This window comes from Pseudoalteromonas sp. NC201 (assembly GCF_002850255.1).
Taxonomy (GTDB): Bacteria; Pseudomonadota; Gammaproteobacteria; order Enterobacterales; family Alteromonadaceae; genus Pseudoalteromonas.
The window spans coordinates 349,271-375,110 of sequence record NZ_CP022523.1; the positions used below are offsets into that span (position 1 = coordinate 349,271).

The following is a 25,840-nucleotide window of genomic DNA, read 5'->3' on the forward strand; positions in this document are numbered from 1 at the left end:
TACAAGCGTATCTCAGTTTTTGCAGATACAAGGTTCGTTTTACCCATTCTTTATTGAGCAGTTAGATGATTAGGAAAATATTACAGTATATATTTCTTGGCCTTGCGGTTTACGTTACTGTGGTGTTTCTCGTGATCAATTATTATAAAGATGACCCGCAAGCGATGATTTGGCAGGACCGAGAAGCGTTTAACAATCGTTTCATTCGTAATCTCAGTCTTGAAAAGCCGACTGAGTTAGACACAGTATTGGATACCTTGGGCAGCCCAGATCTAACTTATGTAAAGAAAAAACAAGACAATACGATTGTACAAATTGTGTTTTATCGCACTCAGCTTGTAAAACCAGATGGTATTACTACGGAAGATGAATGCACCGGATTATTGTTTGAAAATGGCATATTAAAGCTTTGGGGACCAGGTGCTCGGGTCACATTTGATAAAGTGTGATGTCAATTAGATTAATCTTCCAACCAATTTGAAGGGTAAAATACCATATTAGCTTCGTTAACAACGCCTCATTTAGAACAACTAAATAGCAATGTTTTTGCCTTGCTAAGAAAGCTATTTTACCGTTTTAAAATAGACCGTTTACTTAATAAAATTGGTAAAGATAGATGGATGCAAGGATAGTTACTAGTAAAACGCTGTTCGCGATAGCCCAAGGTACACACAAAGTATTACGTCTTTATTATCACAAAGAGAAGTGGTCCTCTATTTACCCTACCCTAGTTAAACTTGCACAGCTTTACATGGACTGTTATGAGTCCTCGCCAAGTAGCATGCATGGGCAGCTTGGGCTGTATTCACAAAACTTGGGTTACAACACTAATCTGGTCATGAATCAAAATGTGTTGGTTTGTATGGCTTGTCATCACTTAAAGTTTTCTCGTGCAGTAACCGAAGAGCTATTGCTTGCAAGCTTTGCGGACTATTTATGCGTAGCGAGAGAAAGCGATCAACTCGCAGCAGGTAAAAAGTTAGACGCACAGCAAGATAAGCTTTGGAAAGTTCGCCATCAATTGGCTGTACAAATACTGAGTGATGGGCAAACACCTAACTTGCAATGTTTGCGAATTTTATCTCGCCTTTCAAACTATGACAGCAAGCTAGTGGCTCCTACCCCTCAGCGCTTCAATGACCATGCTTCTTTGATTGTTGCAATTGCTCACCGAGTAGCAAGCTTAATAACGCCAACACACAAGCAAAATTGCGTGGCTTTAGACAGAGCGATTAAGCTTCTTTATTGCAAACTCAGTTATGCTTTTGCATTAAAAGTGCTGAGTGCAATTGCAGGGGCATTTGTTAATCATCCTGCGGGGTTGCTGTGCGAGATTAAAGGCGAAGAGGGCTTTTTGGTGATACAAAGCAACAGTGAAAAAATAATTGCTGTTGTTGAACATGGGCAAACCAAAAAGCTGGCGAAGGCCAACCGTAAATTCCAGTTTCACTGTGGTTTGACTGCAACCACAGATGCAAAGTTACTTTACAATATTTGGGACCGAGCTGCTGAACCAGCAGTACTTCCTTTTGGTTCTGAACATTTACATCTACTAGAAACAGTAAAAGCCTTATCTCACAGTCAATTTCAAAGTATTCGTGCACTTGAAAAGCTGATTTGCGAGTTCGATTCAGTGTCAAGTGCATTGCAGATCGCAGCAAAGCAGTATAACCGTGAAAATCTAAAAGCCGCATCGGTTAGGCACTCTCTCGCCATGGTAGGACTTGATGCTGCTGGATTACTGGCGCAGCGAGTGTTGCTTGAGCAGATCATAGCCAATCATAAGCTTCCTTTCACAGAAGATATCGTGCACAAATATGGCGTAATTAGTCAAATTATCGCCTTATATGTTGGTGAAAGTTATGGTGAGCAATTTGAGCGTTTATTGTCGCCATTTGCAGCGGTTATTGTATTTTTAGTGACTAAACAAGGGGTAGAGATCCAACATGCCACTGCACTCCACTCTCGTGAGTATTCGGAAGAACTAGTATCAATTGCCAACCTATTTGGGATCCGAGCGATAGCAAAAGATAAATACCTAGACTTTAATCTGCAGTACTTTGAAAAAAGTATTCTTCATAAGGCAATGCTAGATAGCGAAACGTTAAAAAAGTCTCAGACCAATGCGCAGTGTAAACTGTTCATTTTTATTAAACTTATTGCACTTAAAGTGATATCACCCACCTTCGTGTTAACTGCATGGCAAAAACAATTAGTCGATGACGTATTAGCTGAAAGTCGTTTTGTTACCGCACAAAAGTTTGATGTAGCGCTACTAGAGGCCGGATTTTACTCATCTATTGCCTGATATTTATTCTATAAATACTATCAATAACAAGCATAAATCATATGTATGTCATTTTTTCATTCCATACTGGAATAAGACCAAATTAATTGCTATAAAACGCGGCTTAAACAAGCGAACGTACACCTTTGTTAATTTCTACTAAACTTAGTCTGCAATTCTTCTTGGGTGTATTCCAACTTTTGATAAAGGAAAAAACATGGCACAGCAAACCATCACAGTTATCCGTGGCGACGGCATTGGCCCTAGCATCATCGATTCAGCAATCGAGATCTTAAAAGCCGTAGGTTGCGACTATGAATACGAGTACGTAGACGCAGGTTTGGCTGCTTTAGAAAAAACAGGTGAATTACTTCCAGCAGCAACGCTAGAAGCAATTGAGCGTAACAAAATCACGCTAAAGGGCCCACTAACTACACCTGTTGGCGAAGGTTTCACTTCAATCAACGTGACATTGCGTAAGCATTTTGGCCTTTACGCAAACGTTCGTCCAGTTAAGTCATTTGAAGGTACTAAAGCACGTTACGATGATATTGATATCATTACCGTACGTGAAAACACGCAAGGTATGTACTCAGGTCTTGGTCAAGTTGTTTCTGAAGATGGTAATGAAGCGGAAGCAATGTCAAAGATCACTCGCGAAGGTGCTGAAAAGATCGTAACTTTCGCATATGAGTTAGCACAGCGTGAAGGTCGTAAGAAAGTAACTGCGGTTCACAAAGCGAACATCCTAAAATCAACTTCAGGTCTATTCCTTAAAGTTGCTCGTGAAGTTGGTGAGCGTTACCCTGAAATTGAATCAGCAGAAATGATCGTTGATGCGACTTGTATGAAACTAGTAATGACACCTGAAGAGTTTGATGTGATCGTCACAACAAACCTATTCGGTGACATCCTTTCTGATCTTTGTGCAGGTCTTGTCGGTGGTCTTGGTATGGCACCAGGTGCAAACATTGGTACTGATGCTGCAATCTTTGAAGCAGTTCACGGTAGCGCACCTGATATCGCAGGCAAAAACCTTGCAAACCCAACTTCTGTTATTTTAGCTTCAATTCAAATGCTTGAGTATTTAGGCGAAGCTGATAAAGCGGAAAAAATCCGCAGTGCAGTAGCTGACGTTATCAAGAGCGGTGACCGTACTACGCGCGATCTTGGTGGTAGCCACGGCACTACCGATTTCACACAGGCGGTAATTGAGCGTCTTTAATTCTTAACGCTCAATTTAATCCTTGGGTGGTGCGTTAGCACCACCTTCTTCTTAATCCCACTAGCATTCCACCGATTAACGCAAACCATCCGATACTGCCGCCAGACGATCCGCTATCACCAGAGTCCGTCGGCGTTGTTGTTGGGGTCGTCACTGTGATCTCAACAGTGCCTTTCGCGCTTTGATCTGCACCATCCGATAGCGTTAACACGACATTATATGTACCCGCTTGAGCGTAACTATGCGTTGTAGTCAAACCAGAACCTTGCGTACCATCACCGAAATCCCAACTAGCTTGATAGTTACCATCACCACCAGCAGCAGTTGCGACAAAGCTTGCCTGTAAGTTAGATGTGGTCGCTGTGGCTTCAATGCTTAGTGGTACTACGACAGTCACTGAGGTTGATTTAGTTACCGCCTCACCTTCGGCATCTTTCACATTAAGCGTTACCGTGTACGTGCCGCTTAGCTCATAGATATGTTCAACTGAGTTAGATGATGCTGTTGCTCCATCACCAAAGTTCCAGTCAAGTTCATAAGGCGCTTTGCCACCAATGATTTCAGCATTGAAGACAAAGCCTTGCCCTACTGAGGTCGCTTTGATATCACCGACTGTAAGCGGGATTGGCTCGACGTTGCCTACGCTGACATTTGAACTCAACGCTGAACTGCTCCCGTCAGCTTTGGTTCGTGTGAACATTACCGTATAGTTGCCAATATCTTGATAGCTATGAGCAGGTGAAAGCGCGTTACTTGTTTGACCATCGCCAAAGTTCCACAAAAAGCTATCTGATTCGTTTAATGCTAAGCCTTTGACATTAAACTTAACGGTGTTTTGCGATTGTACTTGAGTGATTTTAGGGTCGCTGAGGTAAATTATACCGACTTGCGCACTACTTGCATCTTCCTCTATGGTATTCAATCTAAGTTGAACACCAAAACCCGGCAAACTAACACCTGACTCCTTTTGGATTGGGAAGGTGTAATCCTGAGTATCATCAAACGTACTGATTGGCGTGAGATGTTGATCGCCAAGACCTGCTTTCTGCGTATCCAAACGAAGCGTCGCATCTTTGACCTGAATAATACTCGTTGCGGGTGTGGTGTCGTCGGCTTTGAAAATAGGGTTTTGATCTTGGTCGATGACTAACATATCTCCAGAGCCGGGGTGTAGCGAAGTCGAGTTATTACTCTCTTCATTGTTGCTGTACCACATCAGCACACCAGAATTATAACCAGACAAAGACAAACCAGCATCTAACCCTCTAAATGAGCGTAAATGGGCGTAGTAAGCGTTACCTGATTTAGCTCTATAGCCAGAAATCTTACGAAATCCACTGTAGACTAAGTCGTTAGTTGGCTCTGCGGTATTTGTATAAATTTGCGAACCATCCGCTGTCACCTTAATGTTGTCTAGTAATACACCTTTAAGCGTTTCAAAATCGTCAGTTTGATAAACGAATGTCACGGTGACAGTTTGTCCTCGGTACGCTGAGATATCAAAATCTAGCGTAATTGGGTTAGCCCCAAAAGAAGATGACTCGCCATCCATGTAGTGAGTGACATTGGCATAATTTGGATGGTTTGATTTTGTTGTATTTCCTGCTATTGGCTGCCCATTTACCGCCACTTGGAAAATATCGTAGTTAAGCTCGATACTATAATTTGCAAGCATGGATAATGAAATTTGGCTTGCGTTAGGTAAGCTTAAGGTAAAACTTGCTTGGTTATTGAGTTTGTCGTCTTGTCCGGAGTAATAGTGGTAATTCCCATCCAGAGGCGTAATGAATTCCTCTAGTTGTGCAGGCAAATTGATCTTTATTTGATTCGTAGTACCATTGTTTACGCCAATATCCGTGAGCGTTACCGTTTGTTCTGTACTCAAATCATCAAATGTGTACTCTGTTTGGTTTAACCAATTTCCTGCATAATTTTGTTGTAAAAACTCAAGGCTTTTAGGGGAGAACTGGGTGGGCTGCGAGCCACTTAATTGGCCTAAGTAACTGCCTGAAGACATGACTGACCACAGCGCAACGGGTTCGCCTATGTCATTGGAATTTAAATCATATTCGTCGGGTAACCCAAGGTCATGACCAAACTCATGAACAACCACACCGATTGCAGCATCAATAGGATTAATGGTGTAATTATAAATCTTGTAGTTGGTATCTGGAATTGCCTTAGGTTGGTTGTTTTCATCAAATACGAAGAAGCGATGTGACCAAATTGCGTCAGTATCTAATACGCCGCCACCTGCTTCTTGACCAATACTTGAATGAAATAACATGACATGGTCAATAATGCCGTCAGGTTCAAGGCGGTTGCCATCACCATCTATGTCGTTCAAATCTGTTTTATCGTACTCAGATAAGTCGATATTAAATTGGGTCACAGCTTTGCTTACTGCTTCGAACACCAACTCTTCCGGTCTTAAGTCTCGGGTATCGCCTTCTTGTTCGCCATAGTAGGCTGCATTTTGAGCGGCTCTTACCCAACCAAATGCATTGCCAGATACCTTGAAGCTGCCGCCTGAGGCCGCTTGATAAAACTGGGTAGCGGATTGCAACGATTCATTGTTAGGGCCGTTATAGCCGCTATCTGAGTACAGTAGTGATTGGTAGTGAGACGCGGGATAGCTCGAGTAGTACATATCTGTATCACCCGGGTTTAGTCGGTTCTGGTCGTTAGGTAAGTCGGGAAAATCGACCAGAATAGCAAGGATTTTAGCTTCATTAAGTGTTTGCGCCGTGCCCACCGCAAATTGTTTACCTAACTTAGTATTGCCAAGGTGCACATTTTTAATTGCATAAGGTGTTTTTATTTGGCTGGCAATAGGCTTTGTTTTGGTGAATTGCTCAAGCGCAATTTTCCGCTCGTATTCACTCAGCGTGCGGCCGAGCTTTTTCTCCTGCCAATAGATAACTTGATCTTTATAGAGCACCTGCGCTGACGCTGCATTTGATAGCAGTGTGGCCGATACCAATACGCTTAGTTTAAAAATATTCATCTAAGATTCCCTAGTACAATTGAGCTTTAAGTTTAGCATTTTTATCGTTTTGTTCCCGTATAAGTTCTACTAAATAAAAAATCCAATTGGTGGTGAATTTTAAATTGAAATGTAATATTTCAACAATTGAAAGGTGGAAAGGTGGAATTTATATCTAATACTGTGTAGGCTAACTTTGACATCAACTTAAAGGCAAAATAATGACAAATTTCTTTCAACTAATCGTTCTCGTGGTGGTACTGGTCTCTTCATAGAGTTCAGCGGGGAGCTATTACTTGAAAGAAATACTCAAACCCCGCAACCAGCGGGGTTTTTTTTTGATTTTATAAATATAACAGGCACGCACAGTCAACGAGGAATGAGGTAATGGCAGAGCAATACAACGGCTCCGAGCTAGTAGTAAAAGCATTGAGCGCATTAAAAGTAAAATACATATTTGGCTATCCCGGCGGATCGGTTCTTGATCTATATGATGCGTTGTTTCAGCAATCAGATATTGAGCATATCTTGGTTAGACATGAGCAAGCAGCAACCCACATGGCAGACGGTTATGCCAGAGCAACAGGAGACGTCGGTGTTGTCCTTGCGACCAGTGGCCCAGGCGCCACTAACTGCGTTACAGGGATCGCGACTGCTTATATGGACTCAATCCCCATGGTTGTACTGTCAGGGCAAGTACCTTCAAACCTAATCGGCGATGATGCGTTTCAAGAGACGGATATTGTTGGTTGTTCTCGCCCTATCGTTAAACACAGTTTTAACTGCCGCGACGCGACAAAAATCCCAGAAGTATTAGCTAAGGCATTTTATCTAGCAAACTCTGGTAGACCGGGACCGGTTGTGGTTGAGCTGCCAAAAGATATTTTGAATCCTGCGCTTAAATTCGATTATCAGATGCCTGAACAAATTGATATGCGTACTTACAACCCGAGTGTAAAGGGGCATTCCAAGCAGATCCGCAAAGCAGTTGAAGCCATTATTGAAGCGAAGCGTTTGGTTATCTATTCTGGCGGCGGCATTATTCTTTCGAATACCTCGGAAAAACTGACTGAGTTGGTTGAGAAACTAAACGCGCCTATCACCAATACCTTAATGGGTCTTGGCGGGATCAGTGGCACACATCCTAACTTTATTGGCATGTTAGGTATGCACGGTAGTCTTGAAGCGAATAAGGCGATGGCGAATGCCGATGTTATCTTAGCGTTAGGTGCGCGTTTTGATGACCGTGTAACCAATAACGTTAAGAAGTTTTGTCCGGATGCCAAAATTGTTCACGTTGATGTGGATCCAACTTCAATTTCTAAGACCATTCAAGCGCATATCCCAGTTGTGGGCTGCTTAGATACGGTAATGGAGCAATTGCTACGCGGTATCGAAAAAAGCGAGAAGCGCATTGACCGAGCCGCACAAGAAGATTGGTGGCAAGCAATTACCACATGGCGTGCTCAGAAATGCTTGTCGTTTACTGCGGGTGTAGAAAAAATCAAACCACAAACGGTTATCGAAAAGCTATACCAAATGACCAGTGGTGACGCGTATGTTTGCTCAGACGTAGGACAACACCAGATGTTTGCAGCGCAGTACTATCCGTTCAAATCACCTCGTCAATGGATTAATTCAGGCGGCCTTGGCACCATGGGATTTGGTTTACCCGCTGCGATGGGCGTAAAAATGGCATTTTCGCAAAGTGAAGTATTGTGCGTAACTGGGGATGGCTCTATCCAAATGAATATTCAGGAACTTTCAACCTGTTTGCAATACGGCCTTGCTGTCAAGGTCATCTCGTTAAACAACCGCTCGCTTGGTATGGTACGCCAATGGCAAGACATGATGTATGAGGGGCGTCACGCAAGCTCTTATATGGAATCACTACCTGATTTTGTTGCGCTTGCCGAGAGTTATGGTCATATCGGTATTCGGGTTGATAAGCCTGAGCAACTTGATGCGGCGCTGGAAAAAGCAATGTCGATTAAAGACCGACTTGTATTTTTAGATATTTTGGTCGATGAGTCTGAACATGTGTATCCAATGCAAATTAAGCAAGGTGCGATAGACGAGATGTGGTTGAAAAAAGGAGTAAAAGTATAATGAGAAGAATACTATCGATTTTATTAGAGAATGAACCTGGCTCTCTTTCTCGTATTGTGGGTTTATTTTCTCAACGTGCGTACAACATTGACAGCTTAACAGTGGGTACAACCGCAGACAAAACGCTATCTCGTATTACCATCACGACCCAAGGCGATGACCGCATTGTTGAACAAATCACCAAGCAAGTTAATAAGTTGGTGGATGTGCTTAAGGTTATTGATCTAACCGATATGCAGCACATTGAAAGAGAGCTGCTACTGGTAAAAGTCTATGCCAGAGACGAAGTAACACGAGCAGCTATCAATCGTGTTGCCGAGGTGTTCCAAGCCAGCATTATAGATATGGGCAAACAAAGCTATATATTACAGATGGTAAGCTCAGCCGACCGTCTTGAGTCTTTCTTGGATCTATTACGTCACGAAAGCGACATTATTGAACTTGTGCGCTCTGGCGCGGTAGGTATTGGCCGTGGTGACAAAGCGCTGAAAGGTTAAAACTACTTATCTTTTAGCTGTCACTGTTATCTTTTTGCGCGGGTGTGCACGTTGTATTACGTACAACCCGCTGCAGTTATTTTGCATGGCAGCTTCGATTTACTCTCATTAGGTTACTGGCTATAATCTCGGTTTTATCAAGTTAGATTATGCACATGGAACTCGAACGCTTCTGGCAGCTTGTCACCGCCCCCGATCATTCAAACGATAATGACTATTTAAAAACGCGTTTATCACCGCTAAGTTCAGAAGAAATTGCTCAGTTCGATGCATTATACACCAAAGAACTAAGAGCACTGTGGCATTGGGATAACTGGAAAGTGGCCTACGTGATTGCAGGCTGTAATAGCGAATATGACTTCTTAGATTTTTGTAATTGGATCATCAGTCGCGGCCCTGAAGCGGTAAGCGTACTCACTGCGGAACCAGACGAATTAGCTAATAAGTTTGCTATTCCGAATAAAGATGACCTGCCCTACCCGTTTATTGACGAATTAGATTTAGTTGCAGGGTTGCTTTTTGAAGAAAAAAATCAAGACGAACTCCCGTATCACAGTGTTGTGAACTTTCCGCCACAAGGTAAAAAGTTTAAAAATAAACCAAAACAGTTAAAGGCTGAATTACCTCAACTTTTTGGCCAATATTGGCTTGGATAAGGTTTAGTTTATTGTTTTATATGGTGGGTTTTGGTTGTTCTAGAATTAGATGCTGAAACTCATTATTACCATCGCAAAATGTCACTGCTCCAGACGCTTATCAATCCTTCTCGCCAACAAAAAAACTTAAGAACACAACCTCTTGTTAAGTCGTAAGCAGTGGAATACTATGTTTATTCCCTATATCGAAAACAAAAAGAATAATGATGAAAGCCCCCTCTATTTTAAAATACTTCCCTAGTTTGGCGTTAGTGATAGCTTGTCAAAGTATGGCTGTGCAGCAAAAGTTATTGGCCGATGATGGTAAAGCAGAAGATCAGTTTGGTTATAGCGTAGCGATAGACGGCACAACTGCATTAGTTGGTGCCCACAAAGTTGATACTAATACGAGTCAGGATATTGGTGCAGCTTACCTATACACGCTAGGTGCGTTTGGCTGGCAGCAACAAGCAAAGCTCATCGCGCAGCCTGCCAATGCTGGCGACACGCTTGGCGGCAACGTTGCGCTCAAGAATAATATTGCCATGCTTGGTGCGATAAATCGGGACGATAAAGGAGAAAATGCCGGTGCGGTGTTTGCTTTTGAGCGCACAGAAAATAGCTGGTTACAAAAACAAATTTTAACCGCCAACGATGCAAAAGCGGGTGATGCCTTTGGACAAAGCATTGCCCTCACCGAGCAATTTTTAGTGATCGGCGCACCACATAGCGATGCGCCACACAAAGACTCAGGTTCAGCGTATGTATACGTGAGAGAAAACAATAGCTGGCATTTTCAGTCAAAGTTGACGGCAAGGGATGGGGCTGATGGGGACTTATTCGGAATTAGCGTAGCAATAGATGGCGATACCATTTTAGTCGGCGCAGATTTGAATGATGAAAAAGCAGAAAAAGCTGGTGCAGTTTATGTTTATCAATTCGATGGTAAAAAGTGGAATTCGCAAGCAAAACTGATGGCAAATGATGGTGGGAACACCGATATTTTTGGTGTTCGCGTGGCTATTTTTGGAGATACAGCCCTTATTTCTGCCAGAAGAGATGATATCGACGGTATAGGTAAAGATGCCGGCTCTGCTTATCTGTTTGAGAGAACAAATGATAAATGGACACAAACTCAAAAATTAGTGGCTCCGGATGCCAAAGCGGATGATAGATTTGCACGCGGTGTTGCGTTAAGTAAGAACATGGCGTTTATCACCGCCATGCACCATGATGAAAAAGGTAATAACGCGGGGGCACTTTATCTATACAAAAAACAACAAGGCCAATGGCAATATGCGTCTAAGGTATTTGCCAATGATGCCGCGCCAGAAGATAGGTTTGGTTGGAATATTGCGGCTTCTAATAACACTGCCATCATCGCAGCTCCTCACCGCGATGACAAAGGAGAAGGCTCAGGTGCCGCCTATATTCTGGATTTGGTGGAATAATAGCGATTGGTAATGTCTGAGCTTGGTTCGTTAAGCTCAGACTTTGGCTGTCAGAGTGAGATTGATAGGCCCTTATTTAACAGTTGACTTGGTGCCATTTTGAATCGTTCAAGCAACAAGAAAGGCTTTAAAGAAGACATTCGGTATCGGTTAAATAAACGACGCCCGTTTTTTACGCGTTGTTTGACCGATAGAGAACTTATTTCATGTGTTTATTATATATTTGACCTTATCAGCGCTAACTTTCGTTTGCGACACGTATTAGCTAAAAACGTCAAAGTACACGTTCTAGCTATCTGAAGTTCATATTACTTCGTCTTGCTAGTACTGCCCTTTTATACGAACCATTTCATTCGCATACACTGACTCGCCATTATATTCAGTGAGAAATTCATCAGACACTTCGAATCCGTATGCCTTGTATAACTCCTTTGCAGGCTCATTTGTCTTGGCGACAAAAAGGTTCGCCTTGCCGCATATTTGTGACAAAAGGAATTCAAGCATTTTTCTTCCGATTCCGTTTCCTCTAGCACTAGGGCAAACAAATAGTGCCCTAATCTCTGACCCAAATATTGCTCCAAACCCAAGAATATTCCCATCATCAAAAACGTATATCTTTGATTCCTTTAGTGCAGATAGTCTCTTTTCATCATCTTCTAGAGGTAAGAGCTTAAATGTCTTCTGCTCAAAACGAAGCTCATCCAGCTTAGATTTTGAATAGATCTCCAAAACTCTTGGATAATCGTTCTCGCTGAACTCTCGAATATTCATAGGGTGCTAGCTCTTATCAATTTTAAATATATCCATTGTACGTTGTAGCGTATCGCTGTTTAGTTTCATATCTTTAAACAATTCATTTAACGCTTTCGATGTATCTAATTCATGGTTTGCAGCGTCAAGTACAGCAGCGGTATTTTGTGATATATCGGCGGCCACTTCAGACTGTTCGCAAGCTGCTGTGGCAACCGAAGTCGTGAGTTTTTCAACATGCGAACTGTGTTCGTTTACTCTGAGCGATACTTTACGCGTTTCTTCTACTTCGTTCATGGTATTTTGTGTGAGCAGTGTGTTTTCTCTGATTGATTTCACAACGCTTTGGCTTATCTCTGACAGGCTAAGTAACAGCGTGGAAATTTGCTCTGAAGATTGTTTACTGTTGTTTGCAAGTCCTCGCACTTCGTCGGCTACAACAGCAAAGCCGCGGCCATGCTCGCCTGCACGGGCTGCTTCAATTGCGGCATTGAGTGCTAGCAGGTTAGTTTGTTCGGCAACACTGCGAATTGAATCCAAGATAGTGTTTATTTCAGATACCTGTTTTTCCATACTCGCGGCCATCTCGTCGACGGCGTTCATACTCGTCGAGAGGGTTTTCATAGTGTCTAAGTTCTTTTGGTTGTCTGCAAGTAACTGTTGTGATTCGATGTTAAGTTGGTCGCTGGCATCCAGTGTATCTTGCGCGAGTTTTGCGATTTCTTGGCTGGTTGCGGCCATTTCTTCTATTGCAACCGCAATAGAAGATGCCATGCCTTGGGTTTTTTGTGCATCCTCATTGACGTTAGAGGCTGCTAAATGCATTTTTTCGCCTAGTTTCGTACCTACCTGAACGGACTTAGCTAAGCCAACCATTAGGTCTTTAAACGCATAAATCGTATTGTAAATTGATTCGGAGATTTGCCCAAGCTCATCGCGCGTGTTTAAGCGCATATCTAAAGTTAAGTCGCCCTCTTCAGCTACGCGTTTTAATATACTCGTTAATTGTGAAAGCTCCGAGCGTAACGAGCGAATCAGATGAAAGTTGACGAGCGCGATAAAGCTGAGGACGACGACAAAAAGCACAAACATTAAGATACTTTCAAATGCGATATCTGATTTGTGCTTTTGGCTATCTTTAATTGTCATTTCCCACACTGAATCGAGTTTGGTCTTGAACTTACCTATTAGACTTGTCGCCGCAGAAAACCACTCGGCACTTGAAGGTAAGCGACTAAAGTCAACTTGCCCTTGGCTTTCAAGAGTATCAAGAATTTGATTGAATGCTTTTGCCTCGCTTGAAGATAAAATAGTTTGTACGTTGCTTTGGCCTGTACCTTCGAGTGCGGTTTCTATTTGATGTAATGACATCTCTAGCTGTTGGCGATAGTACTTGATATCGTCTTTGAGGGTGTCTGACATTGCTTTTTTCGCAAGCACACCATTCACTTTGCCACGGATCTGTCCAAGGCGCTCTTTACTTTGGGCAATAAGGAAAGCAATAGAAAGTTCAGAAGACAAGGTTCTATCTGATACGTAGGCTTGAATTTTTGCTGCTGTGTTTAATGAAACTTGATTAAGTTTGCTGTAGTAAGCAAAGGCATTACTGCCATTTTTCCTGTCGACCTCACCTCTTACGCGGTTCTTATTGGCTTCCACTTCAAAAATATAAGGTAACCATTTTTGCACATTTTTATCTTTAAGAAACAGTGAAGAGTGAATACTCTTAAGCGTTGATATTGTTTGGTCGGCAATTTCACGTTGCGCGTCGACCTTTCGTTTGTTATCACTACTTGGATTACCAAGGAACCCAGCCGTTAAGCCGCGCTCTACCGCATGATGATGCGCTACTTTCTCAATGGCGTCGAGCAAAACGACATAGTTGATATTTTGATCGGCCGCATTGTACTGTCTCCAGTTATTCAAAACGTTTTTGCCAACTAAAAATAGTAAAAATGCAAGCAGTGAGAAAGAACTTATCATCGTGAGCTGCATAATCGAGAATCTTTTCAAAATACCCATTCGTCTCTCCGTAGCGCGAGCGTAGATTATTGTTTAATCAAGGTAACTATAGTCCAACAAAATTAAGGTGAGATATTTTGTAACGAACATCGTGACGGATTTAACGTTTCGAGGCTGGAAGGATAGGTGAATGTTACTTGAAGTAATTTTTCTGAAAGCAAATGGTAATGAAGTGTTGCTACCTTCTTGTTGCTGATAATGGTATTGGCGTCAAAATTAAATAGAGGAATGTATGAAAGGATTTATCAAACTAATGTTAGTGAGCCTTGCGCTTATCTCTTTGAAGTCATATGCGGTTGTATTTACGTGTAAAGGTATCTTGTACGACCTTTATTCAAATGGTAATAATAGCTACGAAGTTAGGTTTAAGCGTGAGTCCGGAGTTGACCTTGAGCCTGTTATCATTTATCCAGAACAGCACTACCTTCTGGCTCCGGTTTTAGATGCCATCCGCGAAGGTGAAAAATACCGCACTGTATATCGCTTAGTCATTGAAAATAGAGATAGTGCTGATACTCGATGCCACGATGGTGAGAGTGAAAACGCCTTAATCGGTCTTACAAAAGTCATTGATTAAAAAAACAAAAGGCGCCGACGGCGCCTTTAGAAACTAACCTGTAATGATCCTTAACATTCTACGAAGTGGCTCTGCCGCCCCCCATAAAAGTTGATCACCAACAGTAAATGCACTGATATACTTTTCACCCATAGTGAGCTTTCTTATCCTGCCTATCGGAATATTCAGTGTGCCGGTAACATTAACCGGAGTTAGCTCTTTTGCGGTAATATCACGCTCATTAGGAATGACGCGCACCCATTCATTATGTGCAGCGAGAATCGCTTCTATTTCTTCGACACTTCGATTTTCACGTAACTTGATGGTGAGCGCTTGTGAATGACAGCGCATCGCGCCAATTCGTACACACAATCCGTCAATAGGAATGGGCTGCTTTGACGAGCCAAGGATTTTGTTTGCTTCTACTTGTGCTTTCCACTCTTCTTTACTTTGCCCAGACGGCATTGGAACGTCAATCCATGGAATTAAGCTGCCGGCTAACGGCACACCAAATTGATCTTGTGGTAAAGATTCATCTTTGATTTTTTCTGCCACTAGCTTATCGATTTCTAAGATGGCTGAACTTGGGTCGTTGAGTTGTGCTTTAACCGAGCTGTGGATCTCACCCATTTGAGTGATGAGTTCACGCATATTTCTTGCGCCTGCACCTGATGCCGCTTGATAGGTCATTGGGCTCACCCACTCTATTAAGTCTTGCTCGAATAAACCACCAAGCGCTAGTAGCATAAGAGAAACCGTGCAGTTACCACCAACAAAGGTTTTTACACCTTGCTCAAGACCTTGTTGGATGACATCTTTGTTGACCGGATCAAGCACAATAATACTGTCTTTTTCCATTCTCAGTGCTGAAGCTGCATCTATCCAATAGCCTTCCCAGCCCTGTTCACGCAATGAAGGATATACAGATTTGGTGTAATCTCCGCCTTGGCAAGAGATGATAATATCCATTTCGCTAAGCGATAGAATTTCGCTTGCATCTTTTAGCGGCTTTGGCTCTCCACCGCCTTTCACAACGGGGCCAAGTTGGCCCGCTTGCGAGGTAGTAAAGAAGTGTGCATCAATGACCTCAAAGTCATTTTCTTGTTGCATACGCTCCATCAGCACGGAGCCAACCATTCCACGCCAGCCGACGAGTCCTACTTTTTTCATGTTATGTGCCTTAATTCTTGATTATACGGATCATTGCGTGAGTCGTATGTCTAGATGGCTACCATAGCAAAAGAATACGCAGTGGACTAGCTAGAAATCAGGATTTTAAAAAATAAAAAACCCCGCATGGCGGGGTTTGGATACAACATGTAAAGGTTGTCCTAATTTAACGCATTTGCGTCAACAAGAACTCGGTACGAAACGAGCTATGGTTTTGTTTTTAAAGCTCTTAAATAATGTTACTAGTTAAATATGACAAGTATATTAACAAGCTAGTAACTTACTGAAGTATTTAGATATATTTTTATATATAGACCAACTATACACAAAGTTACAGAACTTAGTCTATGAAATAACGAATAACAAATAAAAAAATTTAGAAAGATTGATAAAGATCAAAAAAGCCAAGGCGGGCCTTGGCTTTGGTTTAAGCTTAGTTGTTCCTTAGAACTCGTAGCTGTAGCTCAGGCTAACTGAGGTGCCAACATCTTTTTGTCTTACTACCACGTCAGATTGAGTTACTTCTTGATCTTCATTTAGCAAGTTCTTGACTTTAAATTTAACTTTAGAGTTAAAGTCTGGATACCAAGTATATACTAGGTCAAGCGAATGAAATGGTTGCTCATAAGCATCATCTCTACCACCAATCCCAGAAGCCAAAATACGCTCTCCAAAGACGTTATACACTAATGAACCACTGTGTTGACCATCAGCCGAATCATAGTTTAATTGCATATTAACTACGTACTCTGAGTGACCCGTCATACGCTTTGTTGGATTGGTTAAGTTACCTGCACGAGCAGGATCTATCGATACTTCAGAATCACTTAAGGTGATGTTACCTGACGTAAAGAAGCCGCTCGCAAGACTCGATAAGTCATATAACCACTCGGCTTCGATACCGTATACTTCGCCTTCCTCACCATTTACGAAGGTTGCTGTATAGTCTTCATCACCAACCCGTAAGATGGTTTCTATTGGTGCCGTGATGTCTTTATAGAATGCCGCAACTGAGAAGTTGTCGCCATTATCCATATAGTACTCAAAGCGCGCGTCATAGTTTTTCAGGTCGCTACTCTTTAGGCCAGCTACACCGAAGGTGCGGATATCGGTTAGTGGATCATAGTAGGCAACCGGTACTAACTCACGTAAGTCAGGGCGTACTGTGGTTTCACCATAACCAAAACGTACTTGATAGTTACCGTCTGAAAGATACGTTAGCGATAGTGCGTTAAAGAAGTTATCTTCGTTAACTGTACCGGCTAAAATACGCTCTTCATCGTAAATCGTTTCCATCGTTATGCGGTCGAAGATCAGACTCGATGTTGCAAGTGACACTTGTTTAAAGTCTTCGTAACGAATACCACCACTAATACGCCAGGTATTGTCGAAGAAGATATCAAATTCACCATAGCCCGCATCAATCTTTTGAGCTGCGATATAATCGTCCGCCGCTGGTGCCTGAGGTTCGTTGAAGGTCAACAAGAAAGTGTTGTTGTTCAAAAACTCATCGTCAAGATAACCCGATAATCCATAGATCTCAGACTCATCAAAGTTTACTGGGATGGATATACCACTTTTGTTGTTTACAACGAAGTTACTGGTATTGTAAACACGCGCTCTGTCCATAAAGTCATAACCACCTTTGAGGGTAATTTCTATGCCCTCGAAGGTTAACGGTAAGGTGACATTGCCGCTGTAAGACTTTACGTTGTCTTCCATGTCGGTAAAGGCGTACGTTATACGGTTATCATCACCGGTAACGATGGAGTTTTTATAAGAACCGTCTTCGTTATAGTTATCAATAAACTTAAAGTCGATTTCTGTTGGAATATCGGTTTGCGCTTTTGACTCTGTATACTGCCAGTCAAAGCCTACCCCCCAGTAATCGAGGAACGTGTGTTGACCAATCACTTGGTCGATATCCAACGTGCGTTCTTCGTAATCAAACTGATGTGAACGCTGTGCCGCGCCCGTTCCCGCAATTGTTCTAACGGTACTGCCGTTAGGGCTTTGTAACACAGAAAACTCTGATTCGGTTTCGTTATCTTCTAGATAAATCTTAGAATAAGTAATGCTATGCTGATCTAAGCGGTAACCGATATTGAATACACCATTTAGGCGTTCAGTTTCAGTCGTTACTTTAGATTCTTTAAGTGTCACATAACAGGAATTGGCTGTGTCTTCTGCGGTTTCTAGTTTTGAAGTACAGTTTTCAGCTAATGTGTCGTCAATAACACCTGTTGTGCGGTCGCTATAATTCCAATCGTTGTCATAGGAACCCGCAAGCATAAAGCCTACCGTGCCGCCTAACCAATCTTCTTGGAAACTATTGCCAATGTTGGCTTTTACATCAAAGTTTGGATCTAGGGACTCTTCTTTGACTTGAATATCGCGAGGAAGTGATGACACAAAACCTTTGATCACGTCAATTGCTTGATCCGCACGTGTTAGCCTGTCTTTATCTTTGAAACCGTTTTTGTCTACAACTTCGCCGATGTCAAAGTTACCACGATATCTTACAACAGCATCTTGTAGTACTTGAGGTATACCTTCCGTGGTACCGCTGTAGGTAAAGCCTTTATCAGAATTAAAGTTTTGGCCAATACCTACCTCAATACCTGCGGTGAACTCCGATGGTACAGACTTAGTACGGATATCGATGTTACCACCACCGAATGCAGCAGGCATTGATGGAGAATAAGCTTTTTGTACCGCTAGACTTTCAATAATGCTTGCTGGAAAAATATCGAGTGGAATAACGTTTCTAGTTAAGTCCGGGCTCGGTACTGCGGCACCATTCAGGCGAGCACTTGAGTAACGCTCACCTAGGCCACGAACATAGATAAACTTGCCGTCAACTAACGTGAGACCGGTAACACGACGTAGCGCGGATGCTGCATCACTATCACCTGTTCTAGATAGCTGCTCTGCGCCTAAGATATCCGCAACGAAGGCTTGGTTTTTACGTTCTTCAATTACCGCCGCAGCACTACCTTGCAAACGAGTACCTACCGCAACAACTTCTTCGATTGCCTGTTCTTCTTCTGCAACGCTTGGTAGAGAAGTTGCGACTGTGAGTGCCGTACTGATGGCTAAAGCAACTTTTTTAAATTTCATTTGAGTATCCATATGCAATCCTGCCAAAAATCATAAAAAAGGCGCAATGACTGCGCCTTAATTGTAATAACTAAGGTCATTACGGATAATTAGTCAGCGTTTGAAGCCTCAATTGCTTTCTTAACCCACTGATACCATTCAGAAGATGTATCTTTATCAGATACCGCACCAATGTAATCAACGGTCGTGAAGAAGTTGTCATTTAGGCTGCTTAGGTCGTTTGCTTCAACAGTGATAGCGGTAGAGCTTGAATTTGTTGAGAAGCCGTCAGCTGCAATTACGTCAGCTGCACCGTTTAGAATTTGGTTAGAGCCTGCGTTAACAAACCAGTCTTCTTTACCTTCACCTGCAGGTAATGGGTCAGAACCATTTTTAAAGTTTGCAGCACAAGCAAGTACAGAGCTTACATAGTTAAGCGTATCAGCTTCAGCGTTTGCAGCAGCCTTATCATCTTTAAATTCTAAACATTCAGTGCCATTCGCAGCTGATGATTTAACTACTAATGCGTTGTAATACATACCACGGATTGCATCGTCAAACTTCATACCTTGTGATTCGTCATCATCACGAATTGAGTTACCATCAGTCGTTAACACAGTTACGTTTGCAAAATTAAGCGTAGATGCTGGTGCTTGGCTGTAATCAGGGCCTGCTGCTTTTTCACCATCGGTTTCAAAACCATTGTTACCCATGAAGCCTTCTGTGCCCGCAGGAATTAGTACCGCGTCGCCGTTGTCATCAGCATAAGTAACGTCACGCTTAGTTTGAATTGTACCGTGCTTAACAAGGATAAACTGGCCTTTACCTTGCCATCCTGCATCAACGTCAACAGCATCATCTTGAGTATCCGTTACTACGATATTTTTGATGTTTGCAGCACCACCGAAGAATTCGATACCATCGTCAAAACCTTGGTGAATGTGAAGGAATTCGAAGCTTGAACCAGAACCCACAGCATTCAGTGTTAGTGAATTTAAGTCGTCCCCAGGGCCGCCATCACGAGGACCAGAACCTGCATACCAAATGTGCGCATATTTGATTTGACCGCTGCTATCTGCGTTGTTTTTACCGCCATAGTAGCTTGTTACACCTTCAGAATCTGCATTACATAGGTCGCCATCACGCTCTGCATCGGTACATTCGTTTGTGATACCAAAACCGTTAACCATGATACCACCCCAGTCAGCAAACTGTGGACCGATACCTGCTAGGTTAAATGCGTCAAATTCTGCTGCTGAAGTGAAACGAATTGGCTCGGCTGCAGTACCAACTGCGTTGATCTTCGCGCCACGCGCGATACGAACCACTGACTCACCAGAAGTGAATGCCATTACAGCACCTGGCTCTACAGTTAGTGTTGGACCGTTCGCCTCGATTGTACAACCTGTTGATGTGTTACAATCTTGACCGATTAAAAGTGCACCTTTGAATACGTGAGCGCCGCCATTCTCAAGCTTTTTGAATGTAACATCACCTTGTACTTCTAGCGATTTAGAAGCAAAGTCAGTGCCGTATACACAGTGTGGTGCTTGGAACGTACCTTGAACTTCAGTGCTTCCTACAGCGCGAGTTGTACAAGGGTTAGTTGTGCCAGTATCGCCACCTGTATCACCGCCTGAATCGCCATTGTTTGTTGTATTGTTTGAATTGTTAGTGCTGTTATCGTTTACAGTAGGTGTAACTTCGATGTCACCACCACAACCAGTAAGTGCCATAGCAGCGACGATTGCAGAGACTCTGAAGAGGTTTTTTAGTTCCATTGCTAACTCCAATAGTAGACTTTTAAAAAATTATTTTTTTACTGTGTTTAAATGATGTGACTAAATTAATGGGGTTTTATTACACGAAGATTACACAAAATGATTGTAATTAAATCTTCATAATAAAAATTGGAACTTATTAAAAATAAAAAAAACCGCCCGAAGGCGGCTTTGGTGTTGCGATTATAAAATATTATAATAAAGCTTGTTTTAATGTTTCAGCATGAACTTTTTCCCGCTTCACATATTTAATCCATTGCTTAGCGAGGTTTGCTGATTTTTTGTGCTTTTCAGCTTGTTCGAAGGCCAATATAGAAGCATCAAAGTTTTGCAGGTTAAACTGTGCCATTCCAAGTGCGACATAGGCGTTAGACTCAAACGTTAAATCGCCTTTATTGAGAGCAAGTCGGGCGTGATCTGCGGCTTCATCATATTGTTCAAGATTTAAGTAGATCTCTGCAAGTCTCTGATCTAAATTGCCATGTTCAACTTTTTTAGTTGCTGCTAGGAAGAAAGGTAGTGACTTTTTATCTTCTCTTGCTTGAACGAATGCTTCTGCGATAAAAGTTAGGTTTTTGGCGCTGTCTTCAACGACACCTGCTTTTATTCCGTTATCGAGTGCTTCCGCTGCTTTAAAAGGCAAGGCGTTCATTAAATAGACTTGAGCAAGTTGCATATAATCAGATTTCGATTTTATAAAGCCCCTTTGCTTTGCAGTTTCAAATGTTGCAAGCTGTTTTTTCTCGGCACCTATTTCACCGTACATGCCGCCAAGCTGGATCCAGTATTGTGGTTTGTCATAGAGGGTAACCATTTTCTCTAAAACATCTGCTACTTTTTTTGGCTGATTTAATGAGTAATATATCGCTCGCTGAAGAACTAACCAGTTTTCTTTTGGTAGTTCACCGTCGGATTCAACTAAATCAATCGCAGTATTTATATTGCTTATCGCATCATTATATTTTTTTAGTTGATATTGTGCTTGCGCTTTTAAAATATAAAAGTTGCTTTTTGGGGCCTGGGTATTAGCTTCTTTCCACTGATCAAGGAATGATAATGTACTTTCAAAATCATTGTTTGCCATGGCCAATTGAGCCAAGCTAAATGTCGTAGAAAGACGCAGGGACTCAGGAATAGATTCTTCCGCAATAACTGCTTTGAAAGATTCGATGGCCTTGTCGAGCTTGTTTTCGTTGTAATAAATAAAGCCATAGAAGTTATACATCATTGCCACTTCGTAGCTATTCATACTCGAAACGCGTTCTTTCACCGAATCTAATGCGGCGAGGCCTTCTGCAACTTGCCCGTCGTCTGCAAGTTTTTGCGCGCGGGCCAGTTGACTATACACTTTTTCGCGTAGCGCGGGCACACGCTTGGTTTTAGTTTCTGAGTCAGCATAAGCCGTTGCCAAATTAACATTTGGTATGACTGAAATGAGACTCGGCGCTATTAAACCTGTGCTAAATAACGCACTTACTAACGTAATTTTTTTAAACATTTTCATAATCGCAATCCTTAATGGCAGTTAGCCATTAATTTGAAATGAAATCTTATTTTGAACACCCGCAACTTCAACCGGTTCACCGTTTACTACGCGAGGTTTGTATTTAAATTTCAATGCCGCATCAAGCGCTGCTTGGTCAAAGATTGATTCCGGTTCGGCGCTTACTACAACAGGGTTTCTCACAGTGCCTTGTTTAGTTACAATGAACTCAACAATCACATACCCCTCAATTCCGCGTGATAAAGCACGTCTTGGATATACCGGCGCAACTTTAACGATTGGCAGATATTCACCATCACTGGACTCAAGTGCTAAACCACTCGCCAAATCTACGTCAGCGTCCACATTGGCACTAAAATCAAAGTTGCCGCCTGTTGCGTCAAGATTGTTGTTCTGGGTTTGTGGTGCATCCATTGGTGGAGGCGGCTCTTTAGGTGTTGGTGGCTTTTGTGGCTTACGCTCTTTTTTCTCCACCGTCTCTTCTTTTTTAAGACGGACGAAATCTAGTACTTGTCCTTTTACAGGATCTGTCATTGCTCCTTCCCCTCCTTGGATAAGCGCTTGCATACCCAAGAAAAGGAAAAAGGTAACTATGCCTGCAATTACTAAAGCAATTAAGTAACGCATGGTATGTTCCTATGACTCCTGTGCTGCAATCGAAACATCAAATGCGCCAGCTGCGCGTGATGCATCCATTACTTTAATTAGCGTGTCAGTAGTTGCCTTTTTATCAGCCTGAATAACCACACTACCCTGCGGATTCTCCGCTTTAAGACGCTCAATATTTGCTTGAACTGCACGGATGTCTACTTGGCGTTTGTTAATCCAAATTTCACCAGTATCTGAAATTGCAACCAGGATATTGGCTCTTTGCTTTTTAACTGCAGTGGCCGCTTCTGGGCGGTTAACATCAATACCCGCTTCTTTAACGAAAGAGGCCGTTACAATAAAGAAGATAAGCATGATAAATACAACGTCCAGCATTGGCGTCATGTTGATTTCTTCTGCTTCTTCTTCTTGGAATACTTTTGCAAGTGGTGCTCTCATAATTCTTTCCTCACACGACCGCTTAATGGTCTAGTAGCATTTTATCTTCTAACAACTCAACTTCACGCTTGGCTTTACGCTGAAGGTAGGTCGATGCAAATACACCCGAAAGCGCGCCAACCATGCCTGCCATTGTCGGGATAGTTGCTTTTGATACCCCAGATGCCATAGAGCGTGCACTGCCTGATCCGGTGATCGCCATTACATCAAATACTTCAATCATGCCAGTTACCGTGCCTAGGAGTCCTAGTAAAGGACACAGTGCCACCATGACATTGATATATGGTAAGTTGGCGTTGAGTTTGATCCCCACGCGAGAGATAGTTGCTTGTCTTATCTGCTCTGCGTTCCAACTGTTACGCTCATTTCGCGAGTTCCAAGCTTGTAGGACTTCGTTTTTGTAGCCTCTGTATTTACCGAACACAAACATGAAGCGCTCGAGAATAAGTAGCCACATGGCGAAGGTTACGAAGCCGATGACCAGGAGAACCTGGCCACCTGTATCAAGGAATTCACGTAAAGCGTTAATTGCATCAAGCAATAAAACCACGATTACGCTCCTTTCTCGCTACGCTCAGCAATGATCCCCGCGCTCTGCTCTTGAAGAATAAGGAGCAAGTTACGAGAACGTGTGTTTAGTAGTGTGTAAAGGAATACGGTTGGGATAGCGACAACCAGACCAAGTACGGTGGTTACGAGGGCCTGAGAAATACCACCAGCCATGAGTTTAGGGTCGCCCGTACCAAACAAGGTGATTGCTTGGAAGGTGTTGATCATACCGGTCACTGTACCGAGTAGACCAAGTAGAGGTGCTACGACTGAAATAATTTTGATTAAAGTCAGGTTACGAGTGATCTTTGGCATCTCACGAAGGATTGCTTCGCTTAGTTTGAGCTCTAGCGTGTCATAAGCCACATCTGGATATTGCTCTTTCACTTTCATCACACGACCTAATGGGTTGTCGTCACGGGCAACACTATCTTTAAGCTGACGGTTGATTTTAGAACCCATCAACATGAGTGATACAAAACGCTCAATTGCAATAAGTAGTGCCAGTAAACCAACACCTAGGATCACATAACCTACCGCGCCACCTTGGTGTACTTGTTCTTCGGTATTTGGCGCTTGTACTAGTAGACCGAGAATTGAGCCGCCTGTTGGGTCAAGGGCAAAATCGACAGAACCGGTCTTCGCATTTTGTAATTCACCCGCTGTTGAGGTGAAACGAGACGCTGGCTGACGAGTCAGTTCAGAAAGCGTTTGTGTATCATTGTTGTAAGTCAGGTATTTACCATCAGCGATTAAGTTAAACGCACCGACGCGAAGCACTTCTTTGTTTTGCTTGGTACCACCGGCTACGATAACTTCGGTATTAAAGCGCGACACTTTACCTTGTTCCGTCATTTCACGTTGCATCTCAAACCAGACTTTTTCAATGTCTTCGATTGATGCTAGACGCGATGTTGAGCCCATCTTTTTCGCAAGCTCAGTCATGTAATCATCACGACCTTTAATTTCAGCTGATACAACTGACGTTGCGAACTTATTTGAACTGTCGCCAGCTACTTGTTGAAGCACACCGAATAGCTCTTTTAATGTACCCATACGTTTGCTAAGCGTGTCACTTAGGTTGGCCAGTTTTATTTCGTTTTCTTCGAAATTGGTTTCTAGACGCTCTGATTTAGCCAACGCTTGGTTACGTTCACCCGTTAACGCATTCAACATTTGGATTTGGTTGTTTTGCTGCGCTTTGAACTCGGCTTCACGTTGTTTGTTTTGGGCTGTTTGTGCCGTTTGCCCTTGCTCTAAGGTTTTTAGTAGTGAATCTAAATCTAATGCTTGTTCAGCATGCGCAGATGCGGTTAACGCAAGTGTTGTTGCGAAAATAGCGTGTTTAGTGAATTTTTGTACGAATTTCATAGTGGTCTCACCTATTACTCTGCAGCCTGAACTGGAAGCGTTAACATGTCAGGTGCTAACTGCTTACGTGCGATGCGAATGCCTTTATTGATTTGGCTGATATTGGTATCTGGTAATGCGTCAAAAGTATTACTGTCTTTGTTCCAAAAACCAGCTTGGCTGCCATCTTTTGTGACATAAAGCAGCTCAAGACGACCAATTCGTAGGAAATCTACTTCACGTTCTTGTCCATTCACGTCAAGTAATGAGGTGTAAGCTTCGATAGTACGTCCGTAGTCAACTTCGACTTGGTAAGCCTCAAGTACGCGGCGGAACTTTTCGCTTGATGAAATATCAGCACGCTCCATCAAGTTAGTTAACTGAGTAATACGCTCAGCACGCTCTTTAGGAAGGAAAGGCACATCTAATTCAACAAACTGTTTCAGACCTGTGATCATGCGCATCATGAGAGGTGTGATTTGACGCTCGATCACCGAAACCTGATCCATAGAGGTGTTAATGGCTGCCATTTCTTCAAGTTGGTTTTTGATTTGTTTTTCTAATTGAGCGTTGTAAACAGATAGGCCGTCGATTTCTTTGTTCAACGTCTTGAACTTTTGCAAACGAGACTGCATATCGTCTGCAATACCATCGATTTTCCCTTGAGACTTTAATGCAGATTCATTGATAGCTGCACTTTTGTCCATCGCTTGATTTAATTCTGTTGCTCCGGCAGAGGCCGTTGCTAGCATACCTGCTATAAGCAAGTGGTTAACGCACTTCATCGCATACACCTTATAAATTATTGCTAGTTGCTAAAAA

General features: G+C 42.5%; 20 protein-coding genes. 8 read left to right on the forward strand and 12 right to left on the reverse strand.

The genetic code is table 11. The annotated features are described in order from the left end of the window. Window positions 1-65 precede the first annotated feature (65 nt). From PNC201_RS19495 to PNC201_RS19505, 3 genes are all read left to right on the forward strand, one after another. Window positions 66-449 carry a DUF3192 domain-containing protein gene (locus PNC201_RS19495; RefSeq protein ID WP_010377120.1) on the forward strand — a complete coding sequence of 128 codons (384 nt, stop codon included), beginning with the start codon at window positions 66-68 and terminating at the stop codon, window positions 447-449. Between the two features lie 167 nt (window positions 450-616). Further along, window positions 617-2,308 (forward strand): hypothetical protein, encoded by a 1,692-nt coding sequence (locus tag PNC201_RS19500; protein WP_102058104.1) that lies wholly within the window; start codon window positions 617-619, stop codon window positions 2,306-2,308. 196 nt (window positions 2,309-2,504) lie between these two features. Next, on the forward strand, window positions 2,505-3,512 hold the full coding sequence (locus PNC201_RS19505; protein ID WP_010377116.1) for an isocitrate dehydrogenase: 1,008 nt from the start codon (window positions 2,505-2,507) through the stop codon (window positions 3,510-3,512). Window positions 3,513-3,546: 34 nt separating this feature from the next. Here the strand turns inward: PNC201_RS19505 and PNC201_RS19510 are convergent, their stop codons facing one another. Further along, entirely contained in the window at window positions 3,547-6,519 is a 2,973-nt protein-coding gene (locus PNC201_RS19510) for an immune inhibitor A domain-containing protein (protein ID WP_102058105.1), read from the reverse strand. Window positions 6,520-6,885: 366 nt separating this feature from the next. On the opposite strand from PNC201_RS19510, the gene PNC201_RS19515 reads away from it, so the two are divergent. From PNC201_RS19515 to PNC201_RS19530, 4 genes are all read left to right on the forward strand, one after another. After that, the gene (locus PNC201_RS19515) at window positions 6,886-8,607 is read left to right on the forward strand and encodes an acetolactate synthase 3 large subunit (protein ID WP_102058106.1); all 1,722 of its coding nucleotides are present in this window, start codon (window positions 6,886-6,888) and stop codon (window positions 8,605-8,607) included. Then, on the forward strand, window positions 8,607-9,104 hold the full coding sequence (gene ilvN, locus PNC201_RS19520) for an acetolactate synthase small subunit (RefSeq protein WP_010377111.1): 498 nt from the start codon (window positions 8,607-8,609) through the stop codon (window positions 9,102-9,104). Before PNC201_RS19515 ends, ilvN begins: the two co-directional genes overlap by 1 nt. A gap of 155 nt (window positions 9,105-9,259) precedes the next feature. Next, window positions 9,260-9,760: a DUF4240 domain-containing protein gene (locus tag PNC201_RS19525; RefSeq protein WP_010605492.1), complete on the forward strand. Its 501-nt coding sequence runs from the start codon at window positions 9,260-9,262 to the stop codon at window positions 9,758-9,760. Window positions 9,761-9,963: 203 nt separating this feature from the next. Further along, complete coding sequence (locus tag PNC201_RS19530) at window positions 9,964-11,190, forward strand: FG-GAP repeat protein (protein WP_233525292.1); 1,227 nt, start codon at window positions 9,964-9,966, stop codon at window positions 11,188-11,190. Window positions 11,191-11,511: 321 nt separating this feature from the next. Here PNC201_RS19530 and PNC201_RS19535 read toward each other — a convergent pair whose 3' ends face one another. Both PNC201_RS19535 and PNC201_RS19540 read right to left on the reverse strand, forming a co-directional pair. Continuing rightward, window positions 11,512-11,961, reverse strand: a complete 450-nt coding sequence (locus PNC201_RS19535) for a GNAT family N-acetyltransferase (RefSeq protein WP_102058108.1) — start codon at window positions 11,959-11,961, stop codon at window positions 11,512-11,514. A 6-nt stretch (window positions 11,962-11,967) separates the two neighbouring features. Further along, window positions 11,968-13,962 (reverse strand): methyl-accepting chemotaxis protein, encoded by a 1,995-nt coding sequence (locus tag PNC201_RS19540; protein WP_102058109.1) that lies wholly within the window; start codon window positions 13,960-13,962, stop codon window positions 11,968-11,970. 232 nt (window positions 13,963-14,194) lie between these two features. Here PNC201_RS19540 and PNC201_RS19545 point away from each other — a divergent pair, with 232 nt between their 5' ends. After that, entirely contained in the window at window positions 14,195-14,539 is a 345-nt protein-coding gene (locus PNC201_RS19545; protein WP_102058110.1) for a hypothetical protein, read from the forward strand. Window positions 14,540-14,572: 33 nt separating this feature from the next. Here the strand turns inward: PNC201_RS19545 and asd are convergent, their stop codons facing one another. The 9 genes from asd to PNC201_RS19590 form a co-directional block, all read right to left on the reverse strand. Continuing rightward, window positions 14,573-15,688, reverse strand: a complete 1,116-nt coding sequence (gene asd / locus PNC201_RS19550; RefSeq protein WP_102058111.1) for an aspartate-semialdehyde dehydrogenase — start codon at window positions 15,686-15,688, stop codon at window positions 14,573-14,575. A 444-nt stretch (window positions 15,689-16,132) separates the two neighbouring features. Next, window positions 16,133-18,820, reverse strand: a complete 2,688-nt coding sequence (locus PNC201_RS19555; RefSeq protein ID WP_102058112.1) for a TonB-dependent receptor domain-containing protein — start codon at window positions 18,818-18,820, stop codon at window positions 16,133-16,135. Between the two features lie 77 nt (window positions 18,821-18,897). After that, window positions 18,898-20,568 (reverse strand): hypothetical protein, encoded by a 1,671-nt coding sequence (locus PNC201_RS19560; protein WP_102058113.1) that lies wholly within the window; start codon window positions 20,566-20,568, stop codon window positions 18,898-18,900. A gap of 193 nt (window positions 20,569-20,761) precedes the next feature. Then, a complete protein-coding gene (locus tag PNC201_RS19565) occupies window positions 20,762-22,072 on the reverse strand; it encodes a tetratricopeptide repeat protein (RefSeq protein ID WP_102058114.1) in 1,311 nt (436 codons plus the stop codon). Window positions 22,073-22,093: 21 nt separating this feature from the next. Beyond that, window positions 22,094-22,699, reverse strand: coding sequence for an energy transducer TonB (locus PNC201_RS19570; protein ID WP_010605501.1), 606 nt, complete (start codon window positions 22,697-22,699; stop codon window positions 22,094-22,096). Window positions 22,700-22,708: 9 nt separating this feature from the next. Next, a complete protein-coding gene (locus tag PNC201_RS19575; RefSeq protein WP_010378708.1) occupies window positions 22,709-23,119 on the reverse strand; it encodes an ExbD/TolR family protein in 411 nt (136 codons plus the stop codon). A 22-nt stretch (window positions 23,120-23,141) separates the two neighbouring features. Then, window positions 23,142-23,669, reverse strand: coding sequence for a MotA/TolQ/ExbB proton channel family protein (locus PNC201_RS19580; protein ID WP_010378705.1), 528 nt, complete (start codon window positions 23,667-23,669; stop codon window positions 23,142-23,144). Window positions 23,670-23,671: 2 nt separating this feature from the next. Further along, window positions 23,672-25,039, reverse strand: a complete 1,368-nt coding sequence (locus PNC201_RS19585) for a MotA/TolQ/ExbB proton channel family protein (RefSeq protein ID WP_102058115.1) — start codon at window positions 25,037-25,039, stop codon at window positions 23,672-23,674. Between the two features lie 14 nt (window positions 25,040-25,053). Next, entirely contained in the window at window positions 25,054-25,803 is a 750-nt protein-coding gene (locus PNC201_RS19590) for a DUF3450 domain-containing protein (RefSeq protein ID WP_102058116.1), read from the reverse strand. Between the last annotated feature and the right edge of the window lie 37 nt (window positions 25,804-25,840).